The organism is Kocuria rhizosphaericola (assembly GCF_044462205.1).
Taxonomy (GTDB): domain Bacteria; phylum Actinomycetota; class Actinomycetes; order Actinomycetales; family Micrococcaceae; genus Kocuria; species Kocuria rhizosphaericola.
On the sequence record NZ_JBISWK010000182.1, the window covers coordinates 18,823 to 37,936 of the forward strand.

Sequence of the window (19,114 nt, forward strand, 5' to 3'; positions counted from 1 at the left end):
GTCTCCCCGTGACCCGGGCGGTGTGCCCGACCGGGTCACGGGGGAGTGCCGCACCGCTTCCCGGGAGACGGACCCGTGACGCCGGGCGGGGAGTGCGGCATCCTGGGAGGGTGCCGCACCTGGTGCTGGAGGTCGACCCCGCCCTGTGGTTCCTGCTGTCGCCACGACGCCGGAGCCCGCGTTTCGCGGTGGAGGTGCCGGGCACGGACACGGTCGGCCACGTGGTGCGCATGGTCGGGATCCCGCCGACCGAGGTCGGCCCGCTGCGCCTCGACGGGCGTCCCGCCGGACTGGAGGCGCGTCCCACCGCCGCGGCGCGCCCCGGCACGACCCCCGTGCTGGACGTCCGTCCCCGTCGGCGGCCCCAGCCCACCCGGCACACGCCGCCGCGCTTCCTGCTGGACGTCCACCTCCGTCCCCTCGCCCGCCGCCTCCGCCTGCTGGGGCTCGACGCCGCGTGGGAGCCCGACGCCGAGGACGCCCACCTCGTGGAGCGGGCCGCCCGGGAGGAGCGGGTGCTGCTGACCCAGGACCGGGGGCTGCTCCACCGCGGCGCCCTGCCCGAGGGCGCCCTCGTGCGCGGTGAGCACGCCGACGACCAGCTGGCCGACGTCCTGGAGCGCTTCGCCCCGCCCCTGGCGCCGTGGACGCGGTGCCTGCGCTGCGGCGGCCCGCTCGTCGCGGCGAGCGCGGAGGAGGTCGCCGACCAGCTGCTGCCGCGCACCCGGCGGGCGTACCGGGAGTTCTCCCGGTGCACCGGCTGCGGCCGGGCGTACTGGCGCGGAGCCCACGCGCGGCGCCTGGACGCCGTCGTCGCCCGTGCCGAGCAGGTGCTGGCCGCGGACCCGGACGGCTGACGCCCCGGCCGGCGCGACCCTTGCCCGCATCGTCCCGGCGGGCGTAGCTTGGTGGCCATGTTCCTGTCCTGATGCCCCGGCCCGCGTCCGCGGCCGGCACCGTCGATCCGAGCCCGAGGGGCTCAGCGCATCCGGTGCCGCACCGGCCCGGCGGGCCCGACCCCCAGCATCGACAGGACCGCACCGTGACCACCACCGTCCTCCCGGCGGCGACCGCCGCCCCGCGCCGCCCCGTCCACCTGCGCCTGGACGGCATCGGCGTCAGCCACCCCGGCCGCCGGGTCCTCACCGACGTGTCGCTGACCGCCACCGCCGGTGAGCGCATCGGCCTGATCGGGGAGAACGGCGCCGGCAAGACCACCCTGCTGCACGTGGCCGCCGGGCTCCTGGTCCCGGGCACCGGCACCGTGCACCGGCCCGAGCGCACCGGACTGCTCCGCCAGGAGCTCGACCTCCCCGGCGCCACCACCCTGGCGCAGGTCGTCGAGCAGGCCGTCGCGGAGGTCCGCGCCCTGGAGCACCGGCTGGCCGAGCTCGCCGCCGCGATCGCCGCGGCGCCCGACGACCCCGCGACGGCGGACGCCTACGACGCCGTCCTGCGGGACGCCGAGCGACACGGGCTGTGGGCCCTCGACGCCCGCATCGAGACGGTCCTCGGCGGCCTCGGCCTCGGCCGGCTGCCCGGGGACCGGCCGGTCGGGGGGCTCTCCGGCGGGCAGCGCCGCCGGCTCGCGCTCGCGGCCCTGCTGCTGGCCCGGCCCACGGCGCTGCTGCTGGACGAGCCGACCAACCACCTCGACGACGACGCCGTCGACTTCCTGGCGAGGGAGCTGGCCGGCTGGCGGGGGCCGGTGCTCCTGGCCAGCCACGACCGCTGGTTCCTGGACGAAGCGGCCACCCGGCTCGTCGACCTCGACCCCGCCCTGGGACCTGACGAGTCCGCGGGCGGGCCGCCCCGGCAGGGCACGTCGACCACGGGCGGCTACAGCTCCTACCTCGAGCAGCGCGAGCTGGCCCGCCGCCGCTGGGCCGAGCGCTTCGCCGCCCAGGCACAGGAGCGGGAGCGGCTGCAGGAGATCGCCGAGGTCTCCGGCCGGGAGGTCTTCCACACCACGGCCCCGAAGTCCGAGGGGCGGATCACCCGGAAGTTCTACAGCGACCGCGCCGCCAAGACCGTCGGCGGCCGGGTGCGGTCGGCCCGCCACCGGCTGGCCGAGCTCGAGCGCACGGCCGTGGACGCCCCGCCGCCGCCGCTGCGCTTCGCGGGGTTCGCCCCGGACGCGGTCACCTCGTCCGACGCCGACCTCCCGCTGGTCCGGCTGGCCGGGGCACGGGTCGCGGGGCGCCTGGCGCCGACCGACCTCGAGCTGCGGGCCGGGGACCGGCTACTGGTCGAGGGGCCGAACGGCTCCGGGAAGTCGACGCTGCTCGCCGTGCTGGCGGGGGAGCTGCGCCCCGACGGCAGGGCCGTGGAGCGGCAGACCTCCGTCGTCGTCGGCCGCCTGGCCCAGGACGACTCCTGGCCGGACCTGTCGTGCACGGCGGAGGCGGCCTTCCGCTCCCGGCTGCGGGACGGGGAGCGCGCCCCGACACTGGAGGAGCTGGGCCTGCTGCGCGACGGCGACGCCTCCCGCCCCCTCGGGGAACTCTCCCCGGGGCAGCGCCGGAGGGTCGCGCTCGCGGCCCTGGTCGCGGAGCCGGCCCCGCTGCTCCTGCTGGACGAGCCCACGAACCACCTGTCGCTGGCCCTGGCCGAGGAGCTCGAGCGGGCCCTGGCGGACTTCCCGGGCACGGTGGTGCTGGCCACGCACGACCGGTGGGTCCGGCGGCGCTGGCGGGGCAGGGTGGTCCCGGTGCGGGCCGGGGCGGGCTGAGGCGGCCCGCCTACGGTGCCGCCGCCGGCCGGGCGGGGGCGGCACCGCGCACGTACGCCTCGATCTCCCGTCCGGCGTCCCCGAACCAGGGCGCCGACTCCTCGTAGTCGGACCACCCGTCGGTCAGCACGGCGACGACGTAGCCCTCGCCGCCGAGCTCGACGATCCCGGCGTCGTGCGAGACGTCCTGCAGCAGGCCGGTCTTGTGCGCGAAGCCGACGTCCGGGGAGAAGCCCGAGGACAGGGCGTAGTCGAGGTGCTGCTCCTCGAGGAACCCGAGGAGCAGGGCGGTGGAGGAGCCGGAGAGCAGCTCGCCCCTGCGCAGCCGCTCCAGGAGGTCGGCGACGTCGGCGGGGGTGGTGGTCATCGCGACGACGTCCTCGGATCCCGTGCCGGGGTCGAACGTGGTGGCCGTGAAGCCCTGCTCGTGCGCGAAGGCCTCGACCTCCTTCCACCCGAGCCACCGGCCCAGCGCCGCGCCGGAGGCGTTGTCCGACCAGCTGATCATCACATCGAGGGCCTGCTCGACCGTGAGCCCCAGCTCCGGCACGGCGTCCGAGAGGGCGAGGGCGCCCCGGTCGGCCTCGTCGAGGACCGCATGGGCGAGGAAGAGCTTGTAGAGGCTCGCGCTCGTGAACGGGCGGTCGGCGTTGCGGGCCAGCACCTCCCCGCCCTCCGGGTCGAGCAGCACGACGCCGAGCTCCCCGGGCACCTCGCCGGCGAGATCCTCCAGGCTCCGCGCCAGGTCCACCGCGGCGGTCTCGGCCGGCGGGGCGGCGGTCGTTCCGCCCTGCTCCCCGCCGCAGGCCCCGAGCAGGAGGGCGAGGCCCAGCACCGCGGTGCGGCCGGCTCGGGCCCCTCGACTGCTCGTGCGCACGGTTCGCCTTTCGTTCCCGGACGGACGGGGGACGCGGGCGGAGCGCCCCGGCGGAGGCTGCCGGTCCCGTGCACGACCGTACCGGCGCCATCCTGGATTTCTTCTGAGCATGTTCCGTCAATCGGGTCCCCGTCCCTTGAACCGGTTTGGGAAGCGTGCTTACCTTTGAGGTCCACGCAGAACCACGGAGGAGGGGTCATGGCTGCAGCTGCGGGCGAGAACTGGTGGCGGAGGACGCTGGCGATCGGGTTCTTGTCCTTCGCCGCGCTGGGACTCGCGGGGTGCGACGAGTCCGGGTCCGGCGGCGAGGAGAACATGGAGCAGGAGGCCCCCGCCGGCGAGGAGGAGACGCCCGACGGCGAGGGTCCCCGCGAGGGCGAGGGCCCCGCGGAGCAGGACGAGGAGCAGGAGGACGACGGCTGAGCCGGCGGGCCCCTGGCCGGCCGCGCCGGGGCTGCCCCGCCCCCATCTCATGGACCAGCGCTGGGAGGACGCCGTCTTCCTGCACTGGCGGATCCCCGCGGCCGCGGCGGCGACGCGCATGCCCCCGGGAGTCCGGGCCGACGTGATCGACGGCTCCGCGTGGGCGGGCCTCGTGGGGTTCCGCATGCACCGGATCCGGCTCGGCGCCACGGTGCCGCTGCCCTGGCTCGGCAGCTTCCCCGAGATCAACGTGCGCCTGTACTCGCGCGAGCAGGACGGCACGCGCGGGGTCGTGTTCCTCTCCCTCGACGCCCCGCGGCTCGCGGTGGTCCTCGGCGCCCGCGCCGCCGGCATCCCTTACGTGTGGTCGCGGTGCCGGGCCGTCGTCGAGGACGAGGCGGACCCGGGCTTCGGCTACGACGTGGAACGACGCCGCAGACGGACGGGCACCTCCTTCGCCGTGCGCCCGGACCGCGCCGCCGCGGCCGACGACGAGCTGTCGCTGGGGCTCACCGCGCGCTTCGGCCTGCACAGCCGGTTCGCCGGCCGGACGGTGCACGTCCCCGTCTCGCACGAGCCCTGGCCGCTGCACCCCGCCGCGACCACGCACCTCGAGGACGGGCTGCTGGCCGCGGCCGGCCTCGACGTCCACGGCCCGCCCGAGTCGGTGCTGTTCTCGCCGGGCGTCCGGACCCGGATCGGCCGCCCCCGGACGGTGCGCAGCTCCTGAACCGCGGGGCCGGCCCCTCCTGCCGAGCCGTCCGCGCCTGCTGCTCCGGGCCCGTTCCCTGCCCCTCCACTCCTGGACGGCGGGACCGGGGTCCCGCCAGCCCCACAAGAGTGGGCAGGCTCCGGAGGGTGCGGAAGGTCCAGGATGGGACCAACTCCCGCGGGAGCGACCGGGAGGACTCCGGTCGAGGTCGCTCCCGGAGCCGCTCATCCCCGGGACCGTGCCTCCGGGGGAGCCGGACGCGAAAGGCCCGCCGTGACCACCCCGCTCGTTCCCGAGCTGCCCCAGCTGCCGGAGTTCTCCGGACCGTCCCCGGCCGCTCCGGCGACCCCGCGCCCCGGCCGCACGTTCGAGCCGGCGGCCACGGGCGTCCTGCTCCTGCTCCTCGCGCTGGCCCTCGTCCTGGCCGCCCTCGTCCGTGCCGTGCCGGTGGGGCCACCGCTCACGGTGGCGCTCCTGCTGCTCGTGTCCGTCGGCGTGCTCGCGCTGGGCGCACCGGAGGACGGCGATCCCCTCCTGACCGCGGCCCCGGAGGATCTCGACGACGAGGCGCCGGAGACGCTGGGGGTCTACTACTACGACCGGCACGGCCGTCCGGTGCCCATCGACGACGCGTTCTGACCGGCGCCCCGTTCCGCGCCAGGGCCGTGTCCGAATCGTGTCCGTCATCTTCGCCCGTGTTGGCCGTGGACCCCTGACCTGCGCCTACGTTGGTGACGTAGTACCAGGCACGGGGTCCGGGGAGCGTTCGGGGGAACGCGCCGCGGGCCGGCATCAGTCGCGAAGCGGTCCCCGCTTCTTCACCGGATGGGACAGAACCATGAGAAGAACCACCAGGGCAGTCACGGCAGCAGCCTTCGCGGCAGGGATCGGCCTCGTCGCCGCCGCACCGGCGCAGGCGGCCATGGAGATCTACGACATCAGCGACGCGACGAGGATCGCCGAGGGCGCGGCCCTCGAAGGCACCTACACCGTGACCTGCACCGCGGGGACGGACGTGTTCGTCAGCCTCACCGTGACCCAGCGGGTGTCCGACGGGCGGATCGCCAACGGCAGCTACTTCGAGCAGTGGACCTGCGAGGGCGGCGAGGTCACGCTGGACTACCAGACCGTGGCCTACAACATGGCCTTCGACGAGGGGCCGGCCGTGGTCTCCGGGTTCATCCAGGAGTGCCAGCCGCTCACCCAGCCCTGCGGCCCGGGCACGAACCTGCCGCTGGTCGTCATCCAGGTCGCCGACTGACCTCGGCGCCGCCGAACGGCCCGCTCCCGGTCCGGGAACTCTGCCCGAAAGTCCAGTGCCCGGGGGCCCACCCAGTCCTATAGTCGAAAACATCGATCGCACACCGTTCCCCCCACGCCCCCCGCAGCGGCTCGACGACCGCGCCGGCCCCGCCCTCCACGAGGAGACCCTCACGAGGCGGCCGGCGCGGGTCGACGTCGTGAGCGGAGCCGACCCCGCCGTGAAGGGCTACCGCACGGTCTGCCGCGAGCTGCTCGAGAGGGCCGGGCTGTGAGCGCCCCCGCCGTCGAGCTGCGCCGCCCCGAAGGCCGGTGGCACCGCCACCGGGAGATGATCTGGGGCACCTCCGTGACCGTCGACGTCCGTGCCGGCGAGGAGGGACTGCCCCCCGAGCACGCCGTGCAGCACGCGCTGGACGTGGCCGTGGCCAACATGCGGTGGGTCGACGCCGTGTTCTCCACCTACCGCCCCGACTCGCTCGTGACGGCACTCCGCTCCGGGCTGCTGGACGAGCGCCGGCTCAGCCGTTGGGACGCCGCCCAGGGCGCCGTGCTGGACGTCCTCCAGCGCTGCCGGGAGGGCCGGCAGCTGACCGACGGCTGCTTCGACCCGTGGGCCGTGCGCGGCGGCTTCGACCCCTCCGGCTACGTCACGGCGTGGGCCGCGGAGCGGATCGCCGACGACCTGGTCCGCGCCGGGTGCGCGAACGTCTGCGTGGAGACCGGCGGGGACGTCGTGACCCGCGGGTCCGCCGGACCCGGAGAGCCCTGGACGGTCGGGATCCGCCACCCCGAGGACGCCGGCGCCGTCACGTGGACCGTGCTGCCCGGCGACGGGGCGGTCTCGACCTCGGGCACCTACGAGCGCCCGGCGCACATCGTCGACCCGCGCACGGGCCGGCCCGCCACGGGTGCCCGGTCCGCGACGGTCGTCGGCCCGGACGCACGGCTGGCCGGGGTGCTCGCCACGGCGCTCGTGGTCGCCGGCCGGGACGGGGCCCGCTGGCTCACCGGCCTGGACGACTGGTCGGCCTGGGTAGCGGATCCCGCCCCCGCGGACACGGCGTGGTCGGTCGGCCGGGAGCGGCACCTCGCCCGCTGACTCCCCGCGCGGCCCCACCGGTGGCTAGGGTGGAGGCGGTGAGCACCCACACCGACACCACCCCGGCCCCCGCACCCGACGCCTCCCGCACCGGCATGGTCCGCGTCCGGGGAGCCTCCGAGCACAACCTGCGCCACGTGGACGTGGACGTCCCCCGCGACGCGATCGTCGCCTTCACCGGCGTCTCCGGCTCGGGGAAGTCCTCCCTGGCCTTCGGCACCATCTACGCCGAGGCGCAGCGGCGCTACCTCGAGTCCGTGGCGCCCTACGCCCGGCGCCTGATCCAGCAGGGGCACAACCCCGCGGTCGAGGGGATCACCGGGCTGCCGCCCGCCGTCGCCCTGCAGCAGCGGCGCGGCGCGCCCAGCTCCCGCTCCACGGTGGGCACCCTCACCACGCTGTCCAACTCGATGCGGATGCTCTTCTCCCGGGCGGGCACCTACCCCGAGTCCGCCGCGGGGAGCCTGGACTCGGACGCCTTCTCGCCCAACACCGCCGCCGGGGCGTGCCCCCGCTGCTCGGGTCTGGGCACCGTGCACGACGTCACCGAGTCCTCCCTGGTCCCGGACCCGGCGCTCAGCATCCGGGACGGGGCCATCGCGGCCTGGCCGGGAGCGTGGCAGGGCAAGAACCTGCGCGACATCCTGAGCCACCTGGGCCACGACGTCGACGTCCCCTGGCGCGAGCTGCCGCGGGAGGAGCGCGACTGGATCCTGTTCACCGAGGAGCAGCCGGTCGTGGAGATCATCCCGCAGCGCGACCGGGTGGCGAAGCCGTACAAGGGCCGGTTCTGGAGCGCCCGCAGCTACGTCCTGCACACCCTCGCGGACTCCGCGAGCCAGCAGATGCGCGAGCGCGTCCTGCAGTACGTGGTCACGGGCCCCTGCCCCGCGTGCGCCGGCAGCGGCCTGCGCCCCGAGGCGCTCGCCGTGACCTTCGCCGGCCGGAGCATCGCCGAGCTCAACGGGGCGTCCCTGGGCGAGCTGGCCGAGGTGGTCCGGCCCACGGCCGCCCTGGAGCACGCCGGCACCGCCTCCCGGGCCGTGTCCTCGGGGGAGCGCAGCGAGGCCGCGGTGACCATCGCCAAGGACCTGCTCGCACGGCTGCAGGTGCTCCTGGACCTGGGCCTGGGCTATCTGAGCCTGGACCGGTCCACACCCACGCTCTCCCCGGGGGAGATGCAACGGCTGCGGATCGCCACCCAGCTGCGCTCCGGGCTCTTCGGCGTGGTCTACGTGCTCGACGAGCCCTCGGCGGGCCTGCACCCGGCCGACGCCGAGCCGCTGCTGGCCGTGCTCGAGGAGCTGAAAGCCTCCGGGAACTCGGTGTTCGTCGTGGAGCACGACATGGCCGTGGTGCGGCGCTCCGACTGGGTCGTGGACGTGGGGCCCCAGGCCGGGGACCGCGGCGGCTCGGTGCTCTACAGCGGGCCCGTCCCCGGCCTGGCCGAGGTGGCGGAGTCCGCCACGCGCCCGTTCCTGTTCCCGGACGGCTCCCGGGACGGCACGACGGCGAAGCGCACGCCCCGCCCGGTCGAGCGGCGGCTGCAGTTGCGCGGGGTCACGCGCCACAACCTGGTGGACCTCGACGCGGAGATCCCCCTGGGCGTGCTCACCGCCGTCACCGGGGTCTCCGGCTCGGGCAAGTCCACGCTGGTCAGTCAGGTCCTGGCCGAGACGGTCGGCCGGCACGTGCACGGCGGTGCGGCGCCCGCCGACCCCGAGGGCCCGGCCGCGACCGCGCCGGCGGCCGGGGCCCCGGTGGGCGCGGTCGAGGGCCTGGAGCACCTGGACCGGCTGATCCGCGTGGACCAGCGGCCCATCGGCCGGACCCCGCGCTCCAACCTGGCGACCTACACGGGCCTGTTCGACGCGGTCCGCAAGCTCTACGCCGCCACCGACGAGGCGCGGGCCCGCGGCTACGGGGCCGGGCGATTCTCCTTCAACGTGACCGGCGGCCGGTGCGAGACGTGCCAGGGCGAGGGCTTCCTGGCCGTGGAGCTGCTGTTCCTGCCCGGCACCTACGGACCCTGCCCCGACTGCCAGGGCGCCCGCTACAACCCCGAGACGCTGGAGGTCACCCACCGGGGCCGGAGCATCGCCGACGTCCTGGGCATGCGCGTGGAGACCGCCGCGGAGTTCCTCGCGGACGTCCCGGCCGCCGCGCGGAGCCTGCGCACCCTGCTGGACGTGGGGCTCGGCTACCTGCGGCTCGGCCAGCCGGCCACCGAGCTCTCCGGCGGCGAGGCGCAGCGGATCAAGCTGGCCACCGAGCTGCAGCGGGCCCGGCGCGGCCACACCCTGTACCTCCTGGACGAGCCCACCACCGGGCTGCACCCGCAGGACGTGCAGCTGCTGCTGCGCCAGCTGAACCGCCTGGTGGACGCCGGCAACACCGTGGTGGTGGTGGAGCACGCCATGGACGTGGTGGCGGCGTCGGACTGGGTGATCGACATGGGTCCGTCCGGCGGCGAGGCCGGTGGGCGGATCGTGTGCGCCGGGACCCCGGCGGACGTGGCCGGGTGCTCGTGGAGCCGGACGGCGCCCTACCTGGCGGACGCCCTCGCCTGAGGCCCGCAACGTCGCAGCCCCCGCGCGCCGGACGGCGGGCGGGGGCTGGAGGAGGCCGCTGCGGATCAGTTCTGCTGCTGGTCCTCCTGGTCCTGCTCGCCGGTGCCGAGGAAGTCCCCGGCCTTCTCCTGGCCCTGGTCCACCTGGCTCTCGTACTTCTTGTCGGTGCGCTCGTCGACGGCGTCGCCGCCCCGGTCGATGCCCTGCTCCACCTTGTCCGGATGCTGGTCCGCAAGGTTCTTCGCCTTGTCCGCGAATCCTCCCATGTCCACCATGTCCGTTCCTCTCGTCGAGCGGTTCCGGCGGGCGCCGCCCGCCGGAGGTACTCCTCCATCCTGGTCCCCCGCCGGGGGCCCTGGCCACCCCTCCGGGCGATCCGCGTGCCCGCGCGGCGTGCGCGACTCAGTCCTGCGGCCGGGCCCGGGCCTGCCGCGCCCGGTGCAGCTCCTGGTGCAGCTTCCGCACCGCCGGGGCCAGGTCGGGGCACGGCCCGTCCACGGGCACGCCCGGGGCCACCTGGGAGATCGGCAGCGGCGCCACGGGCGCGGGCGGGGCGCCGAGCTCGTGCAGCCACCGGCCGAGCTGCGCCGAGGACGAGGCGTGGACGATGCGGCCCAGTCCCACCCAGGCGTGCGCGGCCGAGCACATGGGGCAGTGCTCGCCCGAGGTGTAGACCGTGGCCGCGGAGCGCTGCTCCGGGGCCAGGTGAGCGGCCGCCCACCGGGCGATCTCGAACTCGGGGTGCCGGGTCGCGTCACCGCCGGCCACCCGGTTGCGGTCCTCGAACAGGACCTCTCCCCGGGCCGAGACGAGCACCGAGCCGAACGGCTCGTCCCCGGCGTCGAGGGCCTCGCGGGCCAGCTCCACGCAGCGTCGCAGGTGCCCGCGGTCGGTCTCCGAGATGCCCATGGGCCCAGCCTACGGGCCGGGACGGCGGCGCGCCGGAGCACGGCGGCCGGACCAGGGCGCCGGCGCGATCAGTCCTGCGCGGTCAGGTCCGCCCGTCCCGTCGGTCCCGTCACGTCGGTCCCGTCACGTCGGTCCGTCACCCTGGCCCGTCACGTCCACGACCCCCTCGAGCACCTCCGCCACCACGGCCCGCGCCCGCGCCTCGGCCTCGGCCGGGTCCCCGGCGGCGACGGCGGCGGCCGTGGCCTCGTGGTCCTCGAGCGCCCGGGGGTCAGGAGTCCGGGGCATGAGCCCCAGTGCGGTGCGGCCGGACAGCACCTCGGCCACCACGTCCTGCAGGGCGGCGAGCATCGGGTTGCCGCTCGCCTCCAGCAGCAGCGCGTGGTAGGCGGTGTCCACCTCCAGGTACTCGGGGTCCGTGCCGCGGTGGGCCTCGCCGAGCTCCCGCAACCGGGCGGCGAGCTCCACCAGGCGCCGCCGGGCGGGCTCGTCGGCCCGGGCCGCGGCCAGGCGGGCGGCCACCGGCTCGATCGCGGCCCGCAGCTCCGTGAGGCTCCGCAGCTGCTCGCCCCGTCCCGGGCCGCCGAGCCGCCACCGGATCACCCGGGGGTCGAACGGGTTCCAGTCCCGCGGCGGACGGACGGTGACGCCCACCCGCCGCCGGGACTCCACCATCCCCATGGACTCGAGCACGCGCACCACCTCGCGCACGAGCGTGCGGGAGACACCGAACTCCTCCTCGAGGCTGCCGAGGGTCAGGACCGTGCCGGGCGCGCGGACGCCCGAGGCGATGCTCTCACCGAGCCGGTCCAGCACCCCGCTGTGCTGCTCCACCCCGTGCATGGGTGCTCCGTCCGTCATGTGCGGCGCGGTCGCGCCCACCTTGTTGCCAAAAGTATGATCTTTCTGTCAGCCTATCGTGTGTCGTGGCTCACGACGAGACCCCAAGGCCTGTTCGCAGGCACGAGATCAACGGAGAAGCTCAGTGGAAGACTGGACACAGACCCTCGGCACCGCGCCACTGCTGGCGATCGCAGCAGCCGCCATCGCACTGATCCTGGTCCTGGTGATCAGGTTCAAGCTGCACGCCTTCCTCACCCTGATCCTCGTGGCGCTGCTGACGGCGTTCGCCACCGGCATCCCCACGGGCCTGATCGTGGAGACGGCGGTCACCGCCTTCGGGGGCACGCTGGGCTCGGTGGCCCTGCTCATCGGCCTCGGCGCCATGCTCGGCAAGCTCGTGGAGCACAGCGGCGGCGCCCGGGCGCTCGCCGACAAGCTCGTGGACGTCTTCGGCGAGAAGCGCGCGCCCTTCGGGCTCGGCATCGCCTCCCTGATCATGGGCTTCCCGATCTTCTTCGACGCCGGTCTCGTGGTCATGCTCCCGATCATCTTCGCGGTCGCCCGCCGGGTGAGCGGCAACAACGTGCTCCTCTACGGCATCCCCGCCGCCGGCGCGTTCTCGGTCATGCACGTCTTCGTGCCGCCGCACCCCGGGCCCGTGGCCGCCACCGAGCTCTACGGCGCCGACCTCGGCATGGTCCTGCTCATCGGCCTGCTGCTGGCCTTCCCGCTCTGGTACGTCTCCGCGTACCTGTGGGGCAAGCGCGTGGGCACCAAGTACGTCCTGCCCGTCCCGGGCTTCTTCGGCGACGTCGACGACGACCAGCCCACCAACCCGCCGCGGGTCGGCACCATCATCGCCCTGCTGCTGCTGCCCCTGGTGCTGATCTTCATGAACACCGGGCTGGACTTCCTGCGCGCCGCCGGCACCGTGTCCGAGGACGCCGAGTGGTTCCAGGTGCTCTCCGCCCTCGGCGAGTCCCCGGTGGCCCTGCTGATCTCGGTCCTCGTGGCCCTGTTCGTCCTCGGCACCCGCCGCGGCGAGCACGGCACCGCCCTCGAGAAGGTCATCGACTCCTCCCTGGGGCCGGTCGCCTCCGTCATCCTCATCACCGGCGCCGGCGGCATGTTCGGCGGCATCCTGCGCGCCTCCGGCATCGGCGACGCCCTGGCGTCCTCGCTGGACGGCATCGGCCTGCCCGTCATCTTCGCCGCCTACCTCATCGCCGTCGTCCTGCGCCTCGCCCAGGGCTCGGCCACGGTGGCCCTCGTCACCGCCGCCGGGCTCATGGCCCCGGCCGTGGCCGCCGGCGGCTTCAACTCCGTGGAGGTCGCCGCCGTGGTCCTCGCGACCGCCGCGGGCTCGGTGTTCGCCGGCCACGTCAACGACTCCGGCTTCTGGCTCGTCGGCCGGCTCATGGGCATGGACGTCAAGACCACGCTGAAGACGTGGACCGTCCAGCAGGCCCTCGAGTCCGTCGTGGGCTTCGCCATCGTCCTCGTCATCTTCTACATCGCCTGAGGCGGACGTGAACGGCATCTTCGACATCAGCGGCCGGCTCGCCCTCGTCACCGGGTCCTCCCGGGGACTGGGGCGGGCCCTGGCCACGGGTCTCGCCGAGGCGGGCGCCCGCGTGGTCCTGCACGGGCGCGACGCCGGGGCCCTCGCCCGGGTGCGCGACGAGATCGCCCGCGGCACGGGCACGCACCCGGTCACGGCGTCCTTCGACCTCACCGACGCCGGGGCCGTGCGGGCGGGGATCGAGGCGGTCGTGGCCGAGCACGGCGTCCCGGACATCCTGGTGAACAACGCCGGGATCCAGCGCCGCGCCCCCTTCGCCGAGTTCGCGGCCCAGGACTGGGAGGACATCGTCGCGGCGAACCTCTCGAGCGTGTTCCACGTGTCCCGGGCCGTGGTCCCCGGAATGCAGGAGCGCGGTTCGGGCAAGATCGTCAACATCGGGTCCGTACAGTCGGTGCTCGCCCGCCAGACCATCGCCCCGTACTCGGCCACCAAGGGCGGGGTGGTCATGCTCACCAAGGGGATGGCCGCGGACCTCGCCCGGCACAACATCCAGGTCAACGCGATCTCGCCCGGGTACTTCGCCACCGAGATGAACCAGGCGCTGGTCGAGGACGAGGAGTTCAACCGCTGGGTGGTCGAGCGGACCCCGGCCCGGCGCTGGGGACAGGTCCAGGAGCTCGTGGGTACCCTGGTCTACCTGTGCTCGGACGCCTCGAGCTTCGTCTCGGGCCACAACGTCCTGGTCGACGGCGGCATGACCTCCGTCCTCTGACCCGGACCGCAGCACCGCCCGGCAGCACCGCCCCGCGGCGGCACCCCGGGACGCACCAGGAGGAGAGCTCATGAAGGCCATCGTGATCCACGGCAAGGACGACCTGCGCGTCGAGGAAGTGCCCACCCCGGAGCCCTCCGAGGGGCAGGTCCGGCTCCGGATCGCCTACGGCGGGGTGTGCGGGTCGGACCTGCACTACTGGGCCGAGGGCGCCAACGGCGAGTACGTGGTCCGCGAGCCCCTCGTGCCCGGGCACGAGGTCTCCGGCACGGTGGACCTCGACCCCGCCGGCGAGCTGGCGCCGGGCACCCCGGTGACGGTCCACCCGGCCACGTTCGGCGTGCCCGAGCCCGGGATCGAGGACCGGCGCCACCTGTGGCCCGGCGGGGCCTACCTGGGCAGCGCCTCCACCCGGCCGCACACCCAGGGCGGGATGAGCGAGTACCTGCTGGTCCGCCGGGACATGCTCCGGGTGCTCCCGGAGGGCCTGCCGCTGCGCCGGGCCGCGCTCGCCGAGCCGCTGGCCGTGGCGCTGCACGGTCTCACCGTGGCCGGGGACGTGGCCGGCCGTCGCGTGCTCGTCTCCGGGTCCGGGCCGATCGGCCTGCTCGCCGTCGCGGCGGCCCTGGCCCGCGGCGCGGCCGAGGTCGTGGCCACCGACGTCCTCGAGGGCCCGCTCGAGCGGGCCCGGGCGCTCGGCGCGCACGGCACCGTCCGGGTGGGGACCGAGCAGGTCCCGCCCGGGGCGTTCGACGTGGTGCTGGAGTGCTCCGGGGTGCCGGCGGCCGTGGGCCCCGCGCTGGTGGGCGCCCGCCGCGGCGGCGTCGTGGTCCAGGTGGGGATGGTGCCGGACGAGGCCCGGCCCGTGAACCTCGCCCCGCTGGTCTCCAAGGAGCTCCAGCTGCGCGGCTCCTTCCGGTTCGACGACGAGATCGACGAGGCGATCGCGCTGCTCGCCGCACGCCCCGGGATCGGGGACGTGGTCACGCACGAGTTCCCCGCCGACCGGGCCGTCGAGGCCTTCGCCACGGCCCGGGACTCCGCGGCCTCCGGCAAGGTCCTCGTGTCCCTGCTCCCAGGGGAGCGGCACTGATGCCGGGGCCGTCCGCGACCGGGCACCCGGATCCCGTGGTGGTGGGCGTCGACATCGGCACCACGAGCACCAAGGCGGTGGCCTTCGCCGTGGGCGGGGAGCAGCTCGCCGCCGCCTCGGCCGGCTACCCGCTGGAGGAGCCGCACCCCGGCCACGCCGTGCAGAACCCCCGGCTCATCCTGCAGGCCGTGCTGGACACCGTCCGCGCGGTGGTCGAGGAGGTCGGGGCGGAGCGCGTGGCCGGACTGTCCTTCAGCGCCGCGATGCACAGCCTGCTCGGCCTCTCGCCGGAGGGCGAGCCCCTCACCCCGCTCGTCACCTGGGCCGACACCCGTGCCAGCGGTCAGGCGGAACGGCTGCGCGCGAGCTCGGGCGGGCTCGCCCTGCACCGGCGCACGGGCACCCCCGTGCACCCGATGTCCCCGCTGCCCAAGCTCGTCTGGTTCCACGACCAGGAGCCCAAGCTGTGCGAGCGCGTCGCGTTCTGGGCCGGCATCAAGGAGTTCGTGCTGCTGCGGCTGTGCAACGCGCTCGTGATGGACCACTCGGTGGCCTCGGCCACCGGCCTCATGAACATCCACGAGCTCTCCTGGGACGGCGAGGCCCTCACCCACGCCGGCATCCTGCCCGAGCAGCTGCCCGAGCTCGTGCCCACCACCCACGTCCTGCCCGGGCTCACGGACGAGGGCGCCCGCGCCACCGGACTTCCCCCGGCCACGCCGGTCGTGGTCGGGGCCAGCGACGGGCCGCTGGCCAACCTCGGGCTCGGCGCGGTCCGGCCCGGGGTCGCGGCCTGCTCGATCGGCACGAGCGGCGCGCTGCGCGTCGTCGTCGACCGTCCCGTGGTGGACCCGCTGGGGCGGGTCTTCTGCTACGCCCTGACCCCGGGGCGCTGGGTGGTCGGCGGGGCGATCAACAACGGCGGCGTGGTCCTGGGCTGGGCCGGGGACGCCCTCGCCCCGGACCTGGGGGAGGAGCCGGAGGAGGAGCTGCTCGCGCTCGCGGCGAGCGTGCCGGCCGGGTCCGGGGGGCTGCTCATGCTGCCCTACCTGCTGAGCGAGCGGGCCCCGCACTGGAGCTCCCTGCCCAAGGGCGCCTACGTGGGGCTGACCCGCGCCCACCGCCGCGAGCACCTGGTGCGCGCCGCCCTGGAGGGCGTGTGCCAGCAGCTCGGCCTGGTCCTGCAGTCGATGCGCTCGGCCGGTCTGGCCGTGGAGCAGATCCGCGCCACGGGCGGCTTCGCCCGCAGCCCGCTGTGGCGGCAGCTGCTCGCCGACGTCCTCGGCACGGACATCTCCTTCGCCTCCGGGCACGAGGGCTCCGGGTTCGGCGCCGCGCTGCTCGGGATGCAGGCGCTCGGGCTGATCGAGTCCGTCGACGTGGCCGCGGACCTGGTGGAGGTGCAGTCCACCGTGCGCCCGGACCCCGCCGACGCCGCCGTCCACGCGTCCCTGCAACCGGTGTTCGAGCAGCTCTACGAGGCGCTCGTGCCCACGTTCACGTCCCTGCGCCGGCTGGCGCCCGCCCTGCCGCTCGAGCGCGACTGACCCCTCCGCCAGCACCGCTCCGCTCCGGTCCGGGCCGATCCGGTGCCCGGTCCGCGGGTGCATCGGCGCGCCCGCGTGGGAGAATGGACCCGTTCTGTGGCACGTGCGGGACCGTCCGGCCCCGCACGGCGGATCGTCGGCGCCGAGGGGGCCCGCCATGATCTCGAGAACGGACGTGGAAGAACTCCACCGGCAGGTCCGCGGCCCGGTCCTGCTCCCGGACGACGCCGGCTTCGCGCAGGAGGTCGCCGGCTTCAACCTGGCCGGCGTCCACCACCCGGACGCGGTGGTCGGCGTGGTCGACGCCGACGACGTGGTGGCCGCGATGCAGTGGGCCGCCGCCCACCACGAGCCCGTGGGGATCCAGTCCACGGGCCACGGCGCGGACCAGCCCATGGAGGGCGGGCTGCTCGTGACGACCCACCGGATGCAGGAGCTCGAGGTCGACCCCCACCGCCGGACGGCACGGATCGGCGCCGGCGTGCGGTGGCGCCGCGTGATCGACGCGGTCGCGCCCCACGGGCTCGCGGTCCTCAACGGCTCGGCCAGCGACGCCGGGGCGGTGGGCTACACCCTGGGCGGCGGGCTGCCGGTGCTCGGCCGGGTCTTCGGCTTCGCCGCGGACCACCTCCTGGGCCTCGACGTGGTCACACCCGACGGACGGCTGCGCCACGTGGACGCCGGGCACGAGCCGGAGCTGTTCGCCCTGCTGCGCGGGGGCAAGGGCAACCTGGGCCTCGTCACCTCCATGACCCTGCGCCTCGTCCCGCTGGAGGGCCTCTACGGCGGCGGAGTCTTCTACCCCGGCACCGACGCCCAGGAAGTGCTGAGCGCGTTCAGCCGGTGGGCGCCCACCCTGCCGGAGCACGCCTCGACGTCCGTGGCCCTGCGCTGGATGCCGCACGACCCGACCGTTCCCGAGCAGCTGCACCAGCGGATGCTGGTGCACCTGCGCTTCTGCTGGGTGGGCGCGGAGGACGAGGGGGCCCGGGTCCTCGCGCCGATGCGGGAGGTCGCGCGCCCGGTCCTGGACCTCGTGGGGCCCATGGACTACCGGGACATCGACCAGGTGCACATGGACGCCACCGAGCCGGGGCTGTACGTGCTGACGGGGGAGTTCCTGCGGGAGTTCGACGCCGCGGCGGTCATGGCGCTGCTGCGCCTCGCCGGGCCCGGCAGCCGGTGCCCGCTGCCGGAGGTGGGGATCCGCCTGATGGGCGGGGCATTCACCCGGACGGACGGCACCCAGGACGCGGTCTCGGGCCGGGATGCGGCGTTCTTCCTGGAACTCATCGGCTGGCTCGCGCCCCACGTGGCCGAGGCGACGCCCCGGGCGCTGGCCGAGATCCTGCAGACCATGGCCCCGTGGTCCACGGGGCGGGCGTTCGTGAACATGCACGGGGTCCCGGGCGGGGAGAGCGAGCACGCCCGGGCGTGGTCCGAGGAGGTCTACGCCCGGCTGGTCCGGGCCAAGGCGCTCTACGACCCGGACAACCTGCTGCGCTTCCAGCACGTGGTCGGCCAGGAGCGCCCGGCTCCCGGCCCCGGCCAGCCGGCGGACAGCTCCGCATGATGGACTCGGGACAGCACCGCGCGGCACCGCGTGCGGTGACCTCTCTCGGAAGGAGACGTGATGGTGAACCTCAAGGGGCTCACGGCCAAGGCCAAGCAGCTCGCCCAGCGCAACCCGGACAAGGTCAACAAGGTCCTCGACCAGGCCGGCAGCTTCGTGGACAAGCGCACCGGGCGCAAGTACGAGCGCCACGTGGACTCGGTCCAGCAGAAGGCGCGCCAGTTCCTCGGCGGGAGCCGCGCCCCCGGCGAGCGGACGGCAAGGGAGACGGCTCCGGGCGGTTCGGCACCGGGCGGCCCGACCACCGGCGAGCGCCTGGACGGGCAGCCGGGCGGACCGGGGACCACGGACCGGCCCGGTGACGTGCCCGGCACCGAGGGGCCGGACCAGGGCCCCCGCCGCTGAGCGGATCCCGGCCCCCAGGACCGGACCGGACCCCGCCTGCCGCGCTCTGAGCGCACGGCAGGCGGGGTCCGTCGTCGTCCCGGCGGTGCTGCCCGCCGCCGCGCACGGCGGGGGACGTCTCAGCGCACCAGGGACGCGAAGACCACGTAGTTGTCGTCGAACTCCCCGGTGGCCGGGTCGTAGCCGTCGCACGTGATCAGCCGCAGCTCGGCCCCCTCCGTGTTGCCGTAGACCTCGAGGGTGGGGAAGTCGTCCTTGCCGTACTGCTCCCCGCGGTCGACGGCGAACACGGCCGTGCTCCCGTTCTCCCGGGCGACCTCGATCGTGTCCCCGGGCGCGAGCTGCCGCAGCTCCGCGAAGATCCCCGGACCGCCTCCCGTGGCGTTCACGTGGCCCAGCAGCACGGCCGGGCCACGTTCACCGGGGGTGGGCGAGCCGGTGTACCAGCTGGCCGGAGCGCCCGGGCCCTCGGGCGGGACCTCCAGGGCCCCGTCCTCCCGCAGACCCAGGTGCAACAGCTCGGATTCGGTCCCGGTCGCCGGGACGGTCAGAGAGACCGGTTCCGACGCGACCAGGACCGCGGGGCTGCTCTCCGGGACGGCGGCCGGGATCCCGCCCGACGGCAACGGCGTGGCCGCGGCCGTGGGTGAGGTGGTGGGTGAGGTGGTGGGCGATGCCGAGGCCGAGGCCGCCGCGGACGTGCGGCCGGGAGCCGCCGGCGCGTCGTCGCCGGACCCGGCGGCGCAGCCGGTGGCGAGCAGGACGGCGGTCG

At 75.3% G+C, this 19,114-nt stretch carries 19 protein-coding genes; 14 read left to right on the top strand and 5 right to left on the bottom strand.

Features of this window, described 5'->3' with window-relative positions; genetic code table 11:
* Positions 1–110: 110 nt before the first annotated feature.
* Both ACH9D2_RS18335 and ACH9D2_RS18340 read left to right on the top strand, forming a co-directional pair.
* On the top strand, positions 111–857 hold the full coding sequence (locus tag ACH9D2_RS18335; RefSeq protein ID WP_396364261.1) for a Mut7-C RNAse domain-containing protein: 747 nt from the start codon (positions 111–113) through the stop codon (positions 855–857).
* A 185-nt stretch (positions 858–1,042) separates the two neighbouring features.
* The gene (locus ACH9D2_RS18340) at positions 1,043–2,731 is read left to right on the top strand and encodes an ATP-binding cassette domain-containing protein (RefSeq protein WP_396364262.1); all 1,689 of its coding nucleotides are present in this window, start codon (positions 1,043–1,045) and stop codon (positions 2,729–2,731) included.
* Positions 2,732–2,741: 10 nt separating this feature from the next.
* On the opposite strand, the gene ACH9D2_RS18345 is transcribed toward ACH9D2_RS18340, so the two are convergent.
* On the bottom strand, positions 2,742–3,608 hold the full coding sequence (locus tag ACH9D2_RS18345) for a serine hydrolase (protein ID WP_396364263.1): 867 nt from the start codon (positions 3,606–3,608) through the stop codon (positions 2,742–2,744).
* A 198-nt stretch (positions 3,609–3,806) separates the two neighbouring features.
* Between ACH9D2_RS18345 and ACH9D2_RS18350 the strand changes: the two genes are divergently transcribed.
* The 6 genes from ACH9D2_RS18350 to uvrA all read left to right on the top strand — a co-directional run bounded on the left by ACH9D2_RS18350 (position 3,807) and on the right by uvrA (position 9,675).
* Positions 3,807–4,031 carry a hypothetical protein gene (locus ACH9D2_RS18350; RefSeq protein WP_396364264.1) on the top strand — a complete coding sequence of 75 codons (225 nt, stop codon included), beginning with the start codon at positions 3,807–3,809 and terminating at the stop codon, positions 4,029–4,031.
* A 49-nt stretch (positions 4,032–4,080) separates the two neighbouring features.
* Complete coding sequence (locus tag ACH9D2_RS18355; protein WP_396364265.1) at positions 4,081–4,761, top strand: YqjF family protein; 681 nt, start codon at positions 4,081–4,083, stop codon at positions 4,759–4,761.
* Between the two features lie 255 nt (positions 4,762–5,016).
* Positions 5,017–5,382, top strand: a complete 366-nt coding sequence (locus ACH9D2_RS18360; RefSeq protein ID WP_396364266.1) for a hypothetical protein — start codon at positions 5,017–5,019, stop codon at positions 5,380–5,382.
* A gap of 199 nt (positions 5,383–5,581) precedes the next feature.
* The gene (locus tag ACH9D2_RS18365; protein WP_396364267.1) at positions 5,582–6,004 is read left to right on the top strand and encodes a hypothetical protein; all 423 of its coding nucleotides are present in this window, start codon (positions 5,582–5,584) and stop codon (positions 6,002–6,004) included.
* 270 nt (positions 6,005–6,274) lie between these two features.
* On the top strand, positions 6,275–7,105 hold the full coding sequence (locus ACH9D2_RS18370; RefSeq protein WP_396364268.1) for an FAD:protein FMN transferase: 831 nt from the start codon (positions 6,275–6,277) through the stop codon (positions 7,103–7,105).
* A 95-nt stretch (positions 7,106–7,200) separates the two neighbouring features.
* Entirely contained in the window at positions 7,201–9,675 is a 2,475-nt protein-coding gene (gene uvrA, locus ACH9D2_RS18375; RefSeq protein WP_396364280.1) for an excinuclease ABC subunit UvrA, read from the top strand.
* A gap of 65 nt (positions 9,676–9,740) precedes the next feature.
* Here the strand turns inward: uvrA and ACH9D2_RS18380 are convergent, their stop codons facing one another.
* From ACH9D2_RS18380 to ACH9D2_RS18390, 3 genes are all read right to left on the bottom strand, one after another.
* Positions 9,741–9,950 (bottom strand): Rv0909 family putative TA system antitoxin, encoded by a 210-nt coding sequence (locus ACH9D2_RS18380; protein ID WP_396364269.1) that lies wholly within the window; start codon positions 9,948–9,950, stop codon positions 9,741–9,743.
* Positions 9,951–10,077: 127 nt separating this feature from the next.
* Positions 10,078–10,584, bottom strand: coding sequence for a deaminase (locus ACH9D2_RS18385; protein ID WP_396364271.1), 507 nt, complete (start codon positions 10,582–10,584; stop codon positions 10,078–10,080).
* A gap of 123 nt (positions 10,585–10,707) precedes the next feature.
* Positions 10,708–11,445: a FadR/GntR family transcriptional regulator gene (locus ACH9D2_RS18390; RefSeq protein ID WP_396364272.1), complete on the bottom strand. Its 738-nt coding sequence runs from the start codon at positions 11,443–11,445 to the stop codon at positions 10,708–10,710.
* Positions 11,446–11,569: 124 nt separating this feature from the next.
* Here ACH9D2_RS18390 and ACH9D2_RS18395 point away from each other — a divergent pair, with 124 nt between their 5' ends.
* The 6 genes from ACH9D2_RS18395 to ACH9D2_RS18420 all read left to right on the top strand — a co-directional run bounded on the left by ACH9D2_RS18395 (position 11,570) and on the right by ACH9D2_RS18420 (position 18,342).
* Positions 11,570–12,949: a GntP family permease gene (locus tag ACH9D2_RS18395; protein WP_396364273.1), complete on the top strand. Its 1,380-nt coding sequence runs from the start codon at positions 11,570–11,572 to the stop codon at positions 12,947–12,949.
* Positions 12,950–12,956: 7 nt separating this feature from the next.
* Positions 12,957–13,724 (top strand): SDR family oxidoreductase, encoded by a 768-nt coding sequence (locus ACH9D2_RS18400; protein ID WP_396364274.1) that lies wholly within the window; start codon positions 12,957–12,959, stop codon positions 13,722–13,724.
* 70 nt (positions 13,725–13,794) lie between these two features.
* Positions 13,795–14,817, top strand: coding sequence for an L-idonate 5-dehydrogenase (locus tag ACH9D2_RS18405; protein ID WP_396364275.1), 1,023 nt, complete (start codon positions 13,795–13,797; stop codon positions 14,815–14,817).
* Positions 14,817–16,364: an FGGY family carbohydrate kinase gene (locus ACH9D2_RS18410; protein WP_396364276.1), complete on the top strand. Its 1,548-nt coding sequence runs from the start codon at positions 14,817–14,819 to the stop codon at positions 16,362–16,364. The genes ACH9D2_RS18405 and ACH9D2_RS18410 overlap by 1 nt, the downstream gene beginning before the upstream one ends.
* A gap of 157 nt (positions 16,365–16,521) precedes the next feature.
* Positions 16,522–17,937, top strand: coding sequence for an FAD-binding protein (locus ACH9D2_RS18415; protein WP_396364277.1), 1,416 nt, complete (start codon positions 16,522–16,524; stop codon positions 17,935–17,937).
* Positions 17,938–17,997: 60 nt separating this feature from the next.
* A complete protein-coding gene (locus tag ACH9D2_RS18420; protein ID WP_396364278.1) occupies positions 17,998–18,342 on the top strand; it encodes an Rv0909 family putative TA system antitoxin in 345 nt (114 codons plus the stop codon).
* Between the two features lie 119 nt (positions 18,343–18,461).
* On the opposite strand, the gene ACH9D2_RS18425 is transcribed toward ACH9D2_RS18420, so the two are convergent.
* Positions 18,462–19,114 (bottom strand): class F sortase (locus ACH9D2_RS18425; protein ID WP_396364279.1); only part of this gene is annotated, 653 nt, incomplete at its 5' end.